Raw genomic sequence first — 15,974 nt, forward strand, 5'->3', positions numbered from 1 at the left:
AATGTTACTTCTCAATTTCCCTTACCACTTGCCCATAAGCCAGCAGTGCGAACAGCCCTGTTCCGCCAACGATATTCCCGAGCAATGTAGCGCCGATTAGAGAAACGGTTTCGATAATAGTTATCTTATCTTGTAGTGCTAACAAGAAGAGCTCTGTTGAGCCGGCAATTACGTGCGTAAAATTACCTACAGCAATTAAATAGGTAAAAATCACAATCATCAATATTTGGGAATGCTTAACCGAAGGCTTCATCCACACGATAGCGGCGATAATAAATCCAGACGTAATACCGTAAGAAAAAGCGTCTGATGGTGATAACTTGGCATAATGCTCAGATATAGCAGTCATTCCTTCTACCAGCTCTGGAGGCACAGCTTGCAGGGTGTAGCTAAATAATGCAGCTAGAAAGGTGCCGAACATATTAGCGGCGAAAACAATAGACCACAGACGCGCAATACAAAAGCCCATATTTAACGATGGCTTGCTTAATAGCGGAAGAATGACCGAAAGCGTATTTTCGGTGAAAAGCTGTAGTCGACCAACGATAACCAACACGAACCCGACGGTGTAGCCTAAATTCTCAATAACAAACTGATTGGGAGAATTTGCAAAGAGGTGATGCAGAATTCCTTCGGCTAGGATTGAAATCGATATACCGATACCTGCTGCAACCCCTGACCACCATAACGACATCATAGGGCGCTGAAGTTCCTCAAGCCCTTCCCTATGTACGATGGCGTACAAAGAAACAGAATTTAAGCTTTGGTTATCTCTTACATCCTTTTCTTCGGTATGGCTCAACGCCACATCTTGCTGTCTGTCGCCCGAATCCTTAGCATCTTTAGCCATCAACCTCTCCAGTTTTCTCATTTATTTACGTCATTTGTATACGCAGCTAAAGATAATACGTAAGGCACGCTTGTTTTTGGTCAAAACACCTCTTCATGCATTAACGTATTAGGGCCAATACAAAGGTATAAAAACCAAAACAACAAAGATGAATAGACAACTGATGTTATAGAACGAATTATGTACAATGCGTATTGCTACCTTAATCGTGCAATATCCACCAAGTAATTCGGATTGTCCCGCTAAAAATCGCAAAAATGTACTATGTTCAGTACTGCTCTCTTTTTAACCAAAGTTGTTTTTATAAATGAAAAAAAGTCATTCTCTTTCTTCCAAGCTTATGTCTGTTGTTGGCATGCTTTTTATACTCCTCGCCGCAGTGTTTATTTGTGTGAGTTATCTTTTACTTGATCGGACAGAAAAAGAAATAGACCAGCATGTTAATCAAGAAATTGTAGACCAGATACAGAAGACTGTATCTGCCAAGGCATCTCAATATGCAGCGCAAACGGAAGCACTTATTAACGGTGCACATATCTTGCCAAACGCGTTAGCGGCTCAACTTACTAAAAGCATAGAAGCGAGTGATTCGCTGTCATTGAGCCGCGAACAGACCAAGCGCTTAGTTGAAAGTATGTTGGATACGAATTTAACCTCAAGCGTTTATGCGCAGTTTGAAACAAACAGGTTTGACGGTAAAGCTTCTGAAAACATAAGCGGTAAGTCTCATTCAACGCCAGGAACAGGCAGCTTCGAGGTTTATTTTATTCGAGGAACGAACGGCGCTGCTGAGCAGATAGCAATTACTGATCCCGAGTTAAAGCATGACACAACGCTTGATGAATTCGGGTTTAGAGCAGCTGAATGGTATCTGTGTAATGAAGAAACACGTAAGCCCTGCGTTTCTAATCCTTATCAGTACGAAATTCGCGAAGGCTATACTGAGTTAATGACTAGCCTAACGGTTCCTGTTATCGCAAATAACCAATTCCGCGGCGTAGTTGGAACCGATCTAAACCTTCCTATTATTCAAAAGCGAGCTGAAGGCCTCAAAGCTTCGCTCTATGACGGTAATGCTGAGGTCTATGTTGTCAGTCAAAACGGTTTAGTCGTTGCTGCAACCAATGCAAAGGACAAACTGGCTCGACCATTTACTGAGGTTTTTAGCGATAAAGCCAAATCAAACATGCTGTTAAGTGCAAAACAACAGTCTGGACTTATTGAAAACGATGGCATGTTGTATGTCACTCAAGACATATCACTACCCCTTGCGGATGTGAAATGGAAAATGATCGTTGGCGTGAGTAAAACACATGCAATGGCGCCGGTTACCTCGCTCGAATCGATGATTTCTTCAGCAGTGACGTCACTGCTATCGACACAACTTATCGTGGCGATAATATGTACAGCTGTTGCACTTGCCCTCGTTTTTGTATTTACAAAAAGTATCATCCAACCCGTACGTCAAGTCGCTGAGCGAATGGAAGAACTCGCTGGACAGGGTGGAGATTTAACGCAAAATATTCACGTGCATTCGCACGCGGAACTCATTCAGTTAAGTGAAGCGTTCAATCTCTTTAAGGAGCGCGTTCGGGAGCTCCTTGATCAAGCCAAACAGTCGTGTGCTCAGGTCATTGAGCAAAGTGGAGAAACGCAGCGCCACACCGAAAGTACAAACTCACTAATCCAAGTACAGCAGGCTGAAATAGACAGTGTCGTTACCGCTATTACTGAAATGTCTCAAACCGCGCAAGAGGTAGCGAGAACAGCTGCCGATGCAGCTGATAATGCAGATAACGCTACCAATTCAGTGAAACAAACGGAAAGCGAGATTTCAGAATCGACACACTCGGTGACAGAGCTATCTAAAGAGATGCAAAACGCATCGGATGCGGTTCAAGCGGTGTCTCAGCGAAGTGCTGACATCAAAAAGATTCTTGACGTTATTGGTGCGATAGCCGATCAAACTAATCTATTGGCCCTAAACGCTGCCATTGAGGCTGCACGCGCGGGTGAAAATGGCAGAGGGTTTAGTGTCGTTGCTGATGAAGTTCGCTCTCTCGCCTCAAAGACCGCAGAGTCAGTGGGTGAAATTGGCAAAGTTATCACAGCATTACAAAGTGAAGTTGATCATACAGTAAACACTATTCACTCGGGCAGTCGAAAAGCTGAAGATGCGGCTCAACTTTCACAATCCGCGTTAGGAAAAATGCAGACCACAGTACTGCAGATTGGAGAAATCAGTGAACGCATGACCCAAATGGCAGCTGCAGCAGAAGAACAAAGTCAAGTGAGTGAAGAACTGAATAGAAATATGGTGGTTATTGGTAATGCAACGTCTGACGTTTCCACTAACTCTAAAGCATCAGCAGAAAGCTCTAAAGCTATCTTCAGTGCTGTAAGCACGCTTAGGGAGCTGTTGGCCAAACTAAAAACCCATTAAGCCGTTCAACGCATGGAAAAAAGGCTCGTCAGAATGCAATTCATACGAGCCTTTTGATGTTATTTACCCGGTATTTTGGTGTTGAACACTTGCTTTACTCCTTGCTTAACAATGTATAACTAGTCCTGCTGTTTAGAAGGATTGAGCAAGACAGGCGTTCCAAGGCCCAGTGCCTTCAAACGATCAAATTGAGAAGCTTTATCGCCTACAATTAGATAAATCATTTTATCTGGGTGAATGTAGTTGGCGTACAATTGTTTGACGTCATTCACGGTCAGGTTTTCTACTTCAGTCTGTTGCTGCAGAACATAGTCATCGGCAAGCCCAAAGTCACTTATTTCACTTACCATATTCAGTTTAGCCCCCAGTGTTTCGAAAGCGCGCGCGCCTGATTTAAGGGTAAAACCTTTGGTAACAGCTAAGTCTTCACTTGAAAAATCAGACTGAAACGAAGACAAGATATCTTTGATGGCTTGGGTAGCTTCTAGTGTGACGTTAGTACGTACAGCGCTTCTTATTGTAAATTCACCCGTATATTGGTCGCTAGAAAACGAAGAGCGAATACCATAGGTATAGCCCTTATTTTCTCGCAGCTCCTGCATGAGCTGTGACGCAAAACCGCCGCCGCCCAACCGATAGTTCATTACGCTCGCCTTGTACGCGTCTGGATGGGTAACTTTTGGTGCCACGTGACCAAAATACAAGACCGACTGCTTTGCGTTAGGCACGTCATAGAAAAATAACTGGGCATCGTCAGGTAATTTTGGCTCTGATACCGCTGGTAACGTCACGTCTTTTTGGGCCCACCGCATATTAAGGTTTGATACAGCCTTAGTAACAGCCTTTTGTTCAATATCGCCAGCAACATGTAACTTCGTCAGAGAAGGTGAGATATTTTTGTTGTAATAAGCTTTAACATCCTCAATTGTAATAGAGGGTACGCTTTGCATATCCCCTAATGCCGTGTTTGCAAATGGGTGATCTTGCCCGTAAAGCAGTGCTTTGAATTCCACAGCTGCAATTGCATTTGGATTGGCTCTGATTTGTTCAATTTGATTGATTGTATCGTTTTTAGCCAGTTCAAATTCTTTTTCATCGAATCGAGGAGAAAGCACAACTTCCGACACCAGCTGCATAAGTGCATCGAAATGCTTAGAGAGTACCGTCCCGCTTATTGTGATATCCGTTTCAGATGCATTGGCTTCAATAGATGCGCCAAGTAGCTCTAGTTCCTGCTCTAGCTCCTGTGGCGATTTAGTCGCGGTTCCTTTAAGCAACGTTGCCGCCAGCAAGTTCGCGGTACCTCTCTTATCCTCTTGGTCGAAAAGCATTCCGCCGTCAAGTTTCAGTTCAAACATTACTAGCGGTACTTCATCATTAGAAATACCAGCAATGCGAAGCCCTGAAGACAAGTCAGTTTGCCAAACTTCTGGGGGCGTAATAGTTACGCTGTCGCCATAGCTAGGTTCTTTCGTTCGATCGAACGAGGACGGCGTGCGCTCATAATCGGCAACGACCGACGCATCAAAACTTTCTTCAGCACCAGCAACTATCTGCTCTTCGACCACCTGCGCCGCTGTCGATCCCTTAAGCACTAAGCTTTGCTCTCCCTTAGGTACAAAGCTGGTAGCGACATATGGCTTATCTTTGATGTAGGCGTTGTACACCCGCATAACGTCTTGTTGGCTAACGCCTAGTATTTTTTGCACGTCCTGGCTAGTAAACCCGGCGCCGCCAGCAAAAATTTCGTATTGCGCAAGCTGGAAGCCTTTCCCTAGAACACTGGACAGCCCTTTATAGAACTCCGTTTCCTGTCCTGCTTTAATACGCGCTAAATCCTCTGATGAAATTCCGTCTTTCTCAAAACGCGCAAATGCTTCATTAACACCGTCTAAAACTTGATTTAAATCGACACCATTAAACGCCATTGTTTGTAGCTGAAGCTGTCCCGCAATTTCCGCGTCGTAGCCGTATAAATAAACATTGCTGGTGAATTTTTTCTCGTCGATGAGAACTTGATTAAGCGGTGCATTTTTCCCTTGGCTTAAATATTGGGAAAGTACTTGAAGCGCGTAGTAGTCTCGGTGATATTCAGGCACCGTTGGCCATACCATCGTTAACATCGGCGCTTGTGCAAAATTATCTATGTGAAAGCGTTTTACCGTGGTTTCTAGTTTTGCAGGTTGAGGCGTTAGTTTTTCTATAGGTTCGCCGGACGGAATTTCATCGAAATATTTTCTAACCCATGCTTTCGTTTGGGCAACGTCAATATCACCTGCAATGGTTAGCACCACATTATTAGGTACGTACCATTTATTAAAAAACTCTTTAACATCTGCCAGCGTGGCATTTTGCAAATCTTCTAGAGAACCAATGACTTGCCAACTATAGGGATGACCCTCTGGGTATAGGTTTTTATCAATTACATATTGGTTATGACCGTAAGGGCGATTATCAACACTTTGACGCTTTTCATTTTTCACCACCTGCTTTTCTTTAGCGAGCACAGGGTCTGTTACTGTGTTAATGAAATAACCTAATTTATCAGCCTCTGCCCAAATCATTTTTTCAAGCGCATCAATAGGCACCGTTTGATAATAGTTGGTGCTGTCTCGGCTAGTAGATCCATTCGCCCCTGAGCCCCCAATTCTGGCGCTTAGCTTATCTAAGCCACCTTTACCGAGGTTTTCAGACTCTAGAAACAATAAATGCTCAAAGAGATGAGCAAATCCCGTTCTCCCCTCTTTTTCTCTGGCAGACCCCACATGCGCAGTTAACGCGACCGCCGCTACAGGGTCAGATCTATCTACATGCAAAATAACAGTTAACCCGTTATCAAGCGTGAAGCGTTCATAATTTACATTGAATGAGGTGGCATTTTCGACAGCAGCTTGGCTGCTGGCCGGGGGATTATTATTCGTGCATCCGATTGATAATGTGCTTAATGCAACAACCGCGACTGCTGTATATAGCCTGGTTCGTTTAAAGGAATTGAGCATGCTGTAAGTTCTTCGACTATCAAAACCATAATAATTAACACAGGCCCATTGTTAGCGCCATGATATTCCTTTTGCTGGAAAAATGCGCTATCAATGCTGAGGACGTTCAAAACCCATAACAAAAGCAAACCTAAACAACTGATATAAAAATAAAAATTAAATATAAGCCTTTAACGTTCAAATTTCATTTGGTTCAATTCACCGCGTTATTACTAAGCTTCTGACACAGTTGGTTACATTTTCACACGGCCAAAACGGAACAAATTAGCAAGGGAACAATCTACACCTACGAGCGAATTATTGCAGTGAAGGCTCACCAACGTGATTAGATTAAAAGAGAAAAGTTAATTAAAGGACTCCATAGTGATTAACATTAAGCAAAGTGTTAGAAGCAACTTCCCGTTTATTTTGTTTGTGGTGTTACTTTTCTCTTTTCGAAGCAGTGTAGCAGATTGGTACTATGTGCCAACTGGTTCGATGGAACCCACCATTTACGTTGGAGACAGAGTTATTGTTGATAAATCTGCCTACACGCTAGAAATTCCATTTACAGACGTTGTCCTAGCGAAAACCGGCGCTGTCAATCGCGGAGACATTGTTATTATCAATAGCCACGCGGCTGATACCAGACTTATAAAGCGAGTTGTTGCAGTAGAAGGTGATACGGTGCAACTAGAAGAAAATCGGCTATCTATTAACGATGAGAAAGCTTCAGTTGAAGCAAAGGGTAGCTCTCTTTTTTTAGAAAACATATTAGGGCATACCCGTACAATTGCGCTTAATCCGCTACCTAGCCCAGCGAAAAGCTTTAATGCTGTAACCGTGCCTAAAGGTCATGTGCTCGCACTAGGTGACAACAGAAATAATAGCGTAGACTCTCGCTATTACGGTTTTATTCCTGTTGAAGAAATACAGGGAAAAGCAAATTATGTTGCGTTTTCACTCGATACTGAAGATATGTACCTGCCTAGAAAGGAAAGATTTTTCACCGCGTTATAATAGAACCACCGTCGAGACTTCCCTTCATCAGATAACGTGAAGAGATATTATTAAGCGACCTTTACCAGCGTCTAATTATTCTTCGCTTGAAAGGGAAGCAAATTGCAGAGCGTATTAGAGGTAATGCGAGCACCTCTAAATATTTCTGAGAGCTGAGAACCCCTAATTTATGTACAAATATTAAACGCATTAACCTATCTCACTGTACTCTCTCGTCTATTTCTAAATCTTAGGTTTGCTTTCCATCTCAATGGGAACGTGGCTTTTTTCTCTTCACAAAATTTCATAACGCCGCTTTTAAAAAGTAAAAAAGGAATACCTGCTTTACACACCTTGTAACCAAGTGTCACAAATTTCGCCATTGCTACTATTGCAACTTTAGTATTAGAAATGCTATTCATGAGTTCGTAACATACTTATGTTGCAGCAACACACAACAAGTAAATGGATAATAAGGAAATAACAATGAAACAAGGTCGTAAAATAAGTGCTATAGCAGTGGGATTGGCACTTGCAGGAATTACCTCACTAAGTCCTGTACATGCGCAGCAAGCTGATGAAGAAGCAGCGAACCTTGAGCGAATTGCAGTCACCGGTTCACGCATTAAACGCACAGATATGGAAGGCCCCTCTCCTATTCAGTCAATTGACGCAACAATGATTGAAGGCATGGGCTATGAAAACTTACAGCAGCTTTTAGAAAGAATGCCAGCCACGGGTGCCGGTACTTTTTCAACTCGCAACAACAGCCAAGACTCTACCGCTAATGGTGCAGCAGCAGTATCACTCAGAGGTATGGGACCAGATGCAACACTAGTTCTCATTAACGGCCGCCGCGTCGCCATCAGCGCCTTTGCCGAAAGTATTACCAACTCATTTGTAGATATTAACTCGATACCCGTATCAGCCATCGAGCGCATTGATATTCTAAAAGACGGCGCATCTGCAATTTATGGTTCCGATGCGGTAGCAGGTGTAGTTAACGTTGTACTTAAGAAAGACTATGAAGGTCTTGAAATTAACGCTGGCTATGGCGGCACAACTGGCCCTAGCTATGACGAAACCACTGCAAGTATTCTGTGGGGCTCTCAAAGCGAAAAAAGCAGCGCAACCGTTATTATTGACTATTTCAATAACAGCACGCTGGGTGCTGATGAAATGGGCCGTTTTGGTACGGCCAACCAGTCACCGTATGGCGGTATGGATTTTCGTTCATCACGGGGTTATCCAGGCTACTTCTATGTAGATGGCGTTAAAACAATCGATCCAGACTGCCCTGCAGATAGCGCTACGGCTTCTGGCAGTTGCTTATTCGATTACGGCCCGTTTGGATTAACAATTCCAGCCTCTGAACGCGTGGGCTTTATTGGCCAATTCGATTACAAAATTGGCGATGAGACAACAGCGTTTATGGAAGTTGCTATGCAGCACAACACATCGGAAGCAGGCGGTGCAGCAACGCCCTTGGATGAAGATGCGGGCCTAACCGTTCCGGGGACTCACCCCAACAATCCATTTGGTCAGGACATTGAAATTGGTCGCTACCGCCCTGTTGATGCTGGCGCGCGCCGTTGGGATATTGAGTCTGATACCCTTCGTTTAGTTGCGGGATTACGCGGTACATTTAACGATTACGACTGGGAAGCATCAGTACAAAAAGGACGAAGCCGTTCGGAGCAAAGCGGTGACCAATCACAAGGTTGGGTGCGTGTTGACTGGCTACAAGAACAAATCGATCTTGGTAACTATAACCCTTTCGGCGGCGTAACCAACCCACAAAGTGTGATTGACGAAATCACTACAAGCCTTGTACGCCGCGGTGAGTCTCGCATGACAAGTGTTGATGCACATATCACTGGTGAAGCCTTTAGCTTTGGTGACGACGTTGTGATGATGGCTGCGGGTGTCGAGTATCGCGAAGAGCAAGTGTCTGATATTCCTGATGTGCAGTTCCAACGGGGACTCATTTTTGGTACTGAATCGGTTTCAGCTTCAGCAGAACGGGACCAGTACGCAGCATATCTAGAGTTATCAATTCCATTGGCTGATCAACTAGAGCTTCAACTCGCTGGCCGTTACGATCATTACAGTGACTTTGGCAGCACAACCAATCCTAAAATCGCATTACGTTGGGCACCAAGTGATGAAGTCACAGTTCGCGGCTCATGGGCACAAGGGTTTAGAGCACCCTCTCTTGCACAAGTTGGCCTTGGTCCATCGCAGAAAAGCGTATTCTTCGTAGACCAATATCGCTGTGAGGCAACGGGTCAAGACTGTGAATCGCTAGACTACAATATCGAGTTTGCGGGTAACCCTAATCTTGATGCAGAAGAGTCAGAGTCGTGGAACGTTGGTGTGATCTACGCACCTATTCAAGAACTCGGTTTGAGCATTGATGTATGGAGTATTACCCAAGATAACAAAATCGACGAGCAGCAGTTCGGTCTTGTTTACGATGCAGAATGTAATAATCAAGACAGTACAGTCTGTGTTCGTTTAGACCCTCAGCAAGGTGAGTCACTAGGTGTTATTCAGAAAATTTTCAACACCTATCAGAATGTCTCATCACAAGAAGCATCAGGTGTTGATTTCAGTGCTAATTACAGCATGGAATTGCAAGAATACGGTAACGTGCGCTTTAACCTAGATTGGTCTTACATGAATAAGTTTGAAAAAGACGGTTTAGAATATACGGGCGAATACGGTTATCCAGAACACCGCTGGTTGTTCGGCACTACTTGGTCAAAAGGCGCGTTTGATGCCAACCTAAACATTAGCTTTATTGGTGAGTTTGAAGACACCCCAGATATTGATTTCGACGGTGTATTAGATTTCGAGGAAAATACGTCTAGAACCGTTGATTCTCAAATGCTGGTAGACTTACAATTTGGTTATAACTACAGCGATAATCTTCGCTTGGTCATTGGTTCAAACAACCTGCTAGATGAAGAGCCGCCGTTTGCAATTGGTGATGGCGATAGCGATCTTTATGGTTACGTAGGCAGTGTACACAACCCTCGTGGCCGTTTTGTTTACTCCAAAGTAACTTACCGCTTCTAAAGGTATCTAAGAAGACAAAGCGCTCGATGCATTTTATATGCACCGAGCGCTTTTTTATTCCACCACACGAGCGAGCTATTCAGTTTGAAGGAACTTGTTATGATTAATTTTACAATCCAAAATGAATGAGCACCAGGTTACCCACGGCAGCACAAAGCATAGCGAGGAAGGTTAGAATCATACCGGCGAAGCGTTGCCAACTAACGCCAGAGTGGCGTCCTAGGCCATAGGCATGCAGCACACGACCAAATAATAGTGCACTGCCTAGCGCGTGAACCGCCCACACTTGACCCGTATTGGCTTCGAAGCACGCGATCATTATAAGCGTAATAGGAACGTATTCACTAAAATTACCATGGGCTCTAGACAGACGAATAAGATCTTCATGACCGCCATCTCCAATACCTACTTGGTGGCGACGTCTGGCTCCAATAACTAAAAACGACAAATACAGGTAACAAATACCCAGCAGGCTGGCGTAAAACGCCGTGATTGGCAAAACCATGGTTAACTCCACATGTTATAGTTGTATCGCGATGAAATGGTCGGCAGTTGCGTTCTCATCATCATGAACGCAATTAAACGTTATCTGCTAGTAAGTTACAAGCAACAAAAAAGGCCGCATAAGCGACCTTTTGTAAACGTTGTCGACGATTAGCCTAAACGCTCTGCAAGTTCAGCACTTACTTCTTCAACTTGGCGAGTACCGTCTAGCTTATGGTACTCACAGTTTCCAGCTTCGGCTTCTGCGCTGTAGTAATTTACAAGCGGCTTGGTTTGCTCATGGTAAATTGCAAGGCGCTTGCGTACCGTTTCTTCCTTATCGTCATCACGAACAATTAGGTCATCGCCGGTCTCGTTATCTTTCCCTTCCACCTTCGGTGGGTTATATACCACGTGATATACACGGCCCGATGCAGGGTGAACACGACGGCCCCCCATGCGCTCTACAATTACATCGTCTGGAACGTCAAACTCAATGCAGTGGTCAACAGAAACACCAGCTTCTTTCATTGCATCAGCTTGTGGAATAGTGCGAGGGAAACCATCTAACAAGAAGCCATCTTTACAGTCGTCTTGAGCGATACGCTCTTTAACTAGACCAATGATGATTTCATCAGAAACAAGCTTACCTTCATCCATTACACGCTTTGCTTCAAGACCAAGCTCAGTGCCCGCTTTAATCGCAGCACGAAGCATATCGCCCGTTGAAATTTGTGGAATGCCATATTTGCCCATCAAGAACTGAGCTTGTGTGCCCTTACCCGCGCCAGGAGCGCCGAGAAGAATGATTCGCATGAGTGCGTTCTCCGCTTATGATTTTTAAACTTTTTACTTCGGGCACTTTACACATTCAACACAGGGGTGACAAGTGTAAGGAGTACCGTAATGTTAATCTTAAGACTAATGGCGAATATATGTTCAGCTTATTGGCGCTTTTATAGGTTTACACTTATGTTGATGAGAAAATTACCAAACAACTCATCCCCTGCTGAAGCTGAATAACTTAACGCGCATAGCGATTAACTTGACATTTTTAACTGCCAAAATATAGCACAGTAAAACGGTCAAACTTAATTTTATAGAACGTTACAATAAAAAAACGGGCATGACGCCCGTTTTTTTACGTAAATATTCTAATTCACTTGCCTATTTGGCCAACTTCATTAATAAAGTGTTCAAGTTCTGAACAAAACTAGAAGGGTCTTTCAAGCTGCCCTGTTCTGATAGCGCAGCTTGGTCGAACAACACACCTACCCACTGATTAAATAGCTCTTCATCTTGCGTATCAGCAAGCAGTTTAACCAAGCTATGCTCAGGGTTTAGTTCGAAATGATACTTCACGTCTGGCACTGTCTGACCAGCCGCCTGCATCAGCTTCATCATTTGCGTAGTCATGCCGTTATCGTCAGCAACGATCACTGCAGGTGAATCAGTAAGACGATGTGTAAACTTAACGTCTACTACCTTATCTCCGAGCGCAGCTTTTGCTCTTTCAAGTACACCTTCAACTTCTTTTTCTGCTTCTTCCTGGGCTTTCTTAGATTCTTCGTCTTCTAAGTCGCCTAAATCTAAGTTTCCTTTCGCGATAGAAACAAACTGCTTCTCATTAAACTCAGTTAGGTGAGACATTAACCATTCGTCAATGCGCTCGCCCATTAGCAGCACTTCGATTCCCTTCTTACGGAAGATCTCAAGGTGTGGACTAGACTTCGCTGCTTGCAGGCTATCTGCAGTCACGTAGTAAATCTTGTCCTGACCTTCTTTCATGCGCTCAATATAATCAGCTAATGAAACTGTTTGTGCGTCAGATTCACCATGGGTAGATGCAAATCGCAATAGTCCGGCAATCTTCTCGCGATTACTAAAGTCTTCTGCTGGCCCTTCTTTCAACACGTTACCAAATTCGTTCCAGAACGTTTGATATTTCTCACTGTCATTCTTCGCCATTTTCTCAAGCATTTGTAAAACGCGCTTTGTACAGCCTTGGCGCAGTGCTTGGGTAATCTTGTTGTCTTGAAGGATTTCACGAGACACGTTTAGCGGTAGATCGTTACTATCTAGCAAACCTTTTACAAAGCGCAGATAGGTCGGCATAAACTGCTCTGCGTCATCCATGATGAAAACGCGTTGAACGTAAAGCTTAAGACCATGGTTTTGGTCGCGGTTCCACATGTCGAACGGCGCTTTAGAAGGTATGTAAAGCAAGCTAGTGTACTCTGTTTTACCTTCTACTTTGTTATGTGCCCATGCTAGCGGATCAGCGAAGTCGTGAGAAATATGCTTGTAGAATTCGTTGTATTCTTCGTCAAGAATATCAGACTTTTCACGAGTCCAAAGCGCGGTGGCTTTGTTAACCACTTCCCACTCACCAGGCTGAGCTTCTATTTTTTCGCCATCCGGACCTTCACTCTCTGGCACTTCGTCCTTCCACATTTGCACAGAAATGCTAATGTGGTCAGAGTATTTGCTTACGATAGAGCGAAGGCGCCATGTGTCGGCAAATTCTTTCTCGTCTTCACGTAGATGAAGCGTAATTTCTGTACCGCGCGTAGGCTTGTTGATTTCCGCGATGGTGAATTCACCTTCACCGTCTGAAACCCATTCAACACCGGTAGAGGCATCAGCGCCAGCTGCACGAGTACGAACCGTCACTTTGTCTGCAACGATAAACGCTGAGTAGAAGCCTACACCGAACTGACCAATAAGCTGCGAGTCTTTCGCGCTATCGCCAGAAAGCTTGCTGAAGAAGTCTTTAGTGCCAGATTTTGCGATGGTGCCTAAATTCGCGATTACTTCATCGCGAGTCATACCAATACCGTTATCGGTAATCGTTACCGTGTTCGCCTCTTTATCGACGCTCAGCTTTACGTTTAATTCACCATCATTTTCATACAGGCTATCATTTTCTAGCGCACGAAAGCGCAGTTTGTCTGCAGCATCTGCCGCGTTTGAGACCAGCTCGCGTAGAAAAATTTCTTTGTTTGAATACAAAGAGTGAATCATCAGTTGAAGAAGCTGTTTTACTTCTGTTTGAAAACCGTGGGTTTCTTTTTGGGCTGCTTCAGCCATAATCCAATATCTCCTCGTTGAATGGATCACGTTTGATGTTAATCAGGTAAGGTCGCTCAACGTACTTTTCAACGTTTAGAACGAAAATTTATCTTCAATTGGGAGATTTTTTAATGAGAACGAGTGGCGTAGGCTGTTTTACAAACGATTAAGAGGGAGTCGCCCAAAAAGCAATAGGCGAATAGGAAGAAAATCGCGTTCTACTTTACTCATAGAAAAACGCGACGCTTTAAAACTAAAGCTTACGGCGGCCTGAAAACGCATGGGTTAGCGTATTGCCGTCAATATACTCGAGCTCTCCGCCAACTGGCACGCCATGGGCAATACGAGAAGCATCAACACTGTGGCTTGCACAAAGTTGTGCTATGTAGTGCGCCGTCGCCTCTCCTTCCACTGTCGGATTGGTAGCAAGGATCACCTCATTAATTCCACCCGCACCAAGGCGTGCTTCTAATTCTGTTAACCCTATTTCTTCGGGCCCTACGCCGTCAATAGGTGATAAGTGCCCCATCAGCACAAAGTATTGGCCTTTGTAACTTAACGTTTGCTCAATTGCTAAAACATCTTGCGGGCTTTCTACAATGCACAGAAGGCCGCTTGCTTCGCGCTCTGGATGACGGCATATGTCACATAGTTCGTCTTCAGTGAAGGTTCTACAGCGCTTGCAGTGATGAATATGCTCCATGGCATTATGAAGCACATTGCTTAAATCAATAGCACCCGTGCGATTTCGCTCTAGAAGGTGAAACGCCATTCGTTGCGCGCTTTTATTACCAACACCAGGTAAGCAAGTTAGGGCCTGAATTAATTCTGAAAGTAAGGGACTGAACTTCATAATATCTACTGCTTCGGTGCTTTTTCTAGTTGAGAGGATCCGCGCTTTGGTTCTGCGCCTTCGCTATCTCGTTTTAGTCTATCGCGGTATTTAATCACGTTACGCTTGGCTTGGTCGAGTTTAACTTCATACACATTTCCACCAAATAACCCTTTATACTCTTCATCTGTAAAAACCAGCGTATTGTTATCGTAGAAAGTAACCGCCTCTTTTTGTGTGACTACGCCTAGGTCGATGCGAGACACGTCTCCACTGAAGAAGTTATCACCTTCGAAATTTTCAAACAGCCATAAACTGGTAGAGTCTAGTAATACGAGTTTTGTTCTGTCTGGACTAATTGCAGCAGAGGTTATCCAGCATAATTTTTCAAGCGTGGTACAGGTTTTAAACTCGCCAATAAGCTGTGCATCAAAGTTGGCGGCATGATCACCTACCTTGTAAAGCTTCGTTATACCATCAAAAGGCTGAGTTCTGTTTTTGGTAAATAAATAAAGATTTCGTTTATATTCAACAAAGGCTTCTAGGTCGTAATTCTTATCTTGGGGTTTAACTTTGCCTTTTCCCATTTCCGGATAAGTAAATTTTATAATTTCAGCTTCGGTAGTATCTGTTTTTATATCAATGGGATTTTCGATTTTATAGATCGTAAGCCAACGGCGCCTATTGTCATTATTCCCGAAGTCGCCTAAAAAGAAATGACCAAAACTATTTTGAGTCATATCTTCCCAATCGACATTTTTTGCATTGGTAACCGTAACTTCTCTTTCTATCGTACCATCTTTATTGAGCATGTAGAGAATGGGTCCGTCACCACTGTCGTTGATAGCCCAAAGTCTTTTGTACTTATCGAATTCAATGCCTGATATTTCTTTAAGTTTTGGATCGACTGTCACTGTTTTCATTTTAAACAGTTCATGCACACTCATAAAAAATGCCACGGCGGCAATAGGAAGAAGAATAACCGTGGTGATAACTAAGCCTTTCCTTAGCACTACTAAAAACCCTCTATCTTAGGTAAAAGTGTGCCGACACATCATTTCCCTGAATTTGATTAGTAAGAAGCAGCATTACGCAGTTTGGGAATGATGGCGACAGTAATATAACGAATAATATAAGAAATAAGACCAATCTCGCATCTAATACCAATCCGTGCGATATGTTGTACTGATTGAAACCGTCTGAATTTGCTGAGCAGTATAGTGGAATTATCTACAT

10 protein-coding genes are annotated in these 15,974 nt (G+C 43.7%); 3 read left to right on the top strand and 7 right to left on the bottom strand.

Annotated elements, in window-relative coordinates:
- Nucleotides 1-4: 4 nt before the first annotated feature.
- The gene (locus tag ACM0P2_RS12910) at nt 5-850 is read right to left on the bottom strand and encodes a formate/nitrite transporter family protein (RefSeq protein WP_173360205.1); all 846 of its coding nucleotides are present in this window, start codon (nt 848-850) and stop codon (nt 5-7) included.
- Nucleotides 851-1,157: 307 nt separating this feature from the next.
- Here ACM0P2_RS12910 and ACM0P2_RS12915 point away from each other — a divergent pair, with 307 nt between their 5' ends.
- On the top strand, nt 1,158-3,293 hold the full coding sequence (locus ACM0P2_RS12915) for a methyl-accepting chemotaxis protein (RefSeq protein ID WP_173360206.1): 2,136 nt from the start codon (nt 1,158-1,160) through the stop codon (nt 3,291-3,293).
- A 119-nt stretch (nt 3,294-3,412) separates the two neighbouring features.
- On the opposite strand, the gene ACM0P2_RS12920 is transcribed toward ACM0P2_RS12915, so the two are convergent.
- The gene (locus ACM0P2_RS12920) at nt 3,413-6,292 is read right to left on the bottom strand and encodes a M16 family metallopeptidase (protein ID WP_419226673.1); all 2,880 of its coding nucleotides are present in this window, start codon (nt 6,290-6,292) and stop codon (nt 3,413-3,415) included.
- Between the two features lie 363 nt (nt 6,293-6,655).
- On the opposite strand from ACM0P2_RS12920, the gene lepB reads away from it, so the two are divergent.
- Entirely contained in the window at nt 6,656-7,291 is a 636-nt protein-coding gene (gene lepB, locus ACM0P2_RS12925; RefSeq protein ID WP_173360208.1) for a signal peptidase I, read from the top strand.
- A 465-nt stretch (nt 7,292-7,756) separates the two neighbouring features.
- Complete coding sequence (locus tag ACM0P2_RS12930) at nt 7,757-10,351, top strand: TonB-dependent receptor (RefSeq protein ID WP_173360209.1); 2,595 nt, start codon at nt 7,757-7,759, stop codon at nt 10,349-10,351.
- A gap of 109 nt (nt 10,352-10,460) precedes the next feature.
- Here ACM0P2_RS12930 and ACM0P2_RS12935 read toward each other — a convergent pair whose 3' ends face one another.
- The 5 genes from ACM0P2_RS12935 to ACM0P2_RS12955 all read right to left on the bottom strand — a co-directional run bounded on the left by ACM0P2_RS12935 (nt 10,461) and on the right by ACM0P2_RS12955 (nt 15,751).
- Entirely contained in the window at nt 10,461-10,856 is a 396-nt protein-coding gene (locus tag ACM0P2_RS12935) for an MAPEG family protein (protein ID WP_071815288.1), read from the bottom strand.
- Between the two features lie 149 nt (nt 10,857-11,005).
- On the bottom strand, nt 11,006-11,650 hold the full coding sequence (gene adk / locus ACM0P2_RS12940; RefSeq protein ID WP_159117482.1) for an adenylate kinase: 645 nt from the start codon (nt 11,648-11,650) through the stop codon (nt 11,006-11,008).
- 351 nt (nt 11,651-12,001) lie between these two features.
- Nucleotides 12,002-13,924, bottom strand: a complete 1,923-nt coding sequence (htpG, locus tag ACM0P2_RS12945) for a molecular chaperone HtpG (protein WP_173360211.1) — start codon at nt 13,922-13,924, stop codon at nt 12,002-12,004.
- A gap of 235 nt (nt 13,925-14,159) precedes the next feature.
- Nucleotides 14,160-14,759, bottom strand: coding sequence for a recombination mediator RecR (recR, locus tag ACM0P2_RS12950; RefSeq protein WP_105929294.1), 600 nt, complete (start codon nt 14,757-14,759; stop codon nt 14,160-14,162).
- Nucleotides 14,760-14,764: 5 nt separating this feature from the next.
- On the bottom strand, nt 14,765-15,751 hold the full coding sequence (locus ACM0P2_RS12955; protein ID WP_419226674.1) for a hypothetical protein: 987 nt from the start codon (nt 15,749-15,751) through the stop codon (nt 14,765-14,767).
- Nucleotides 15,752-15,974 lie beyond the last annotated feature (223 nt).

Origin of the sequence: Alteromonas sp. OM2203, from assembly GCF_048517045.1 — a bacterium.
GTDB lineage: Bacteria > Pseudomonadota > Gammaproteobacteria > Enterobacterales > Alteromonadaceae > Alteromonas > Alteromonas gracilis.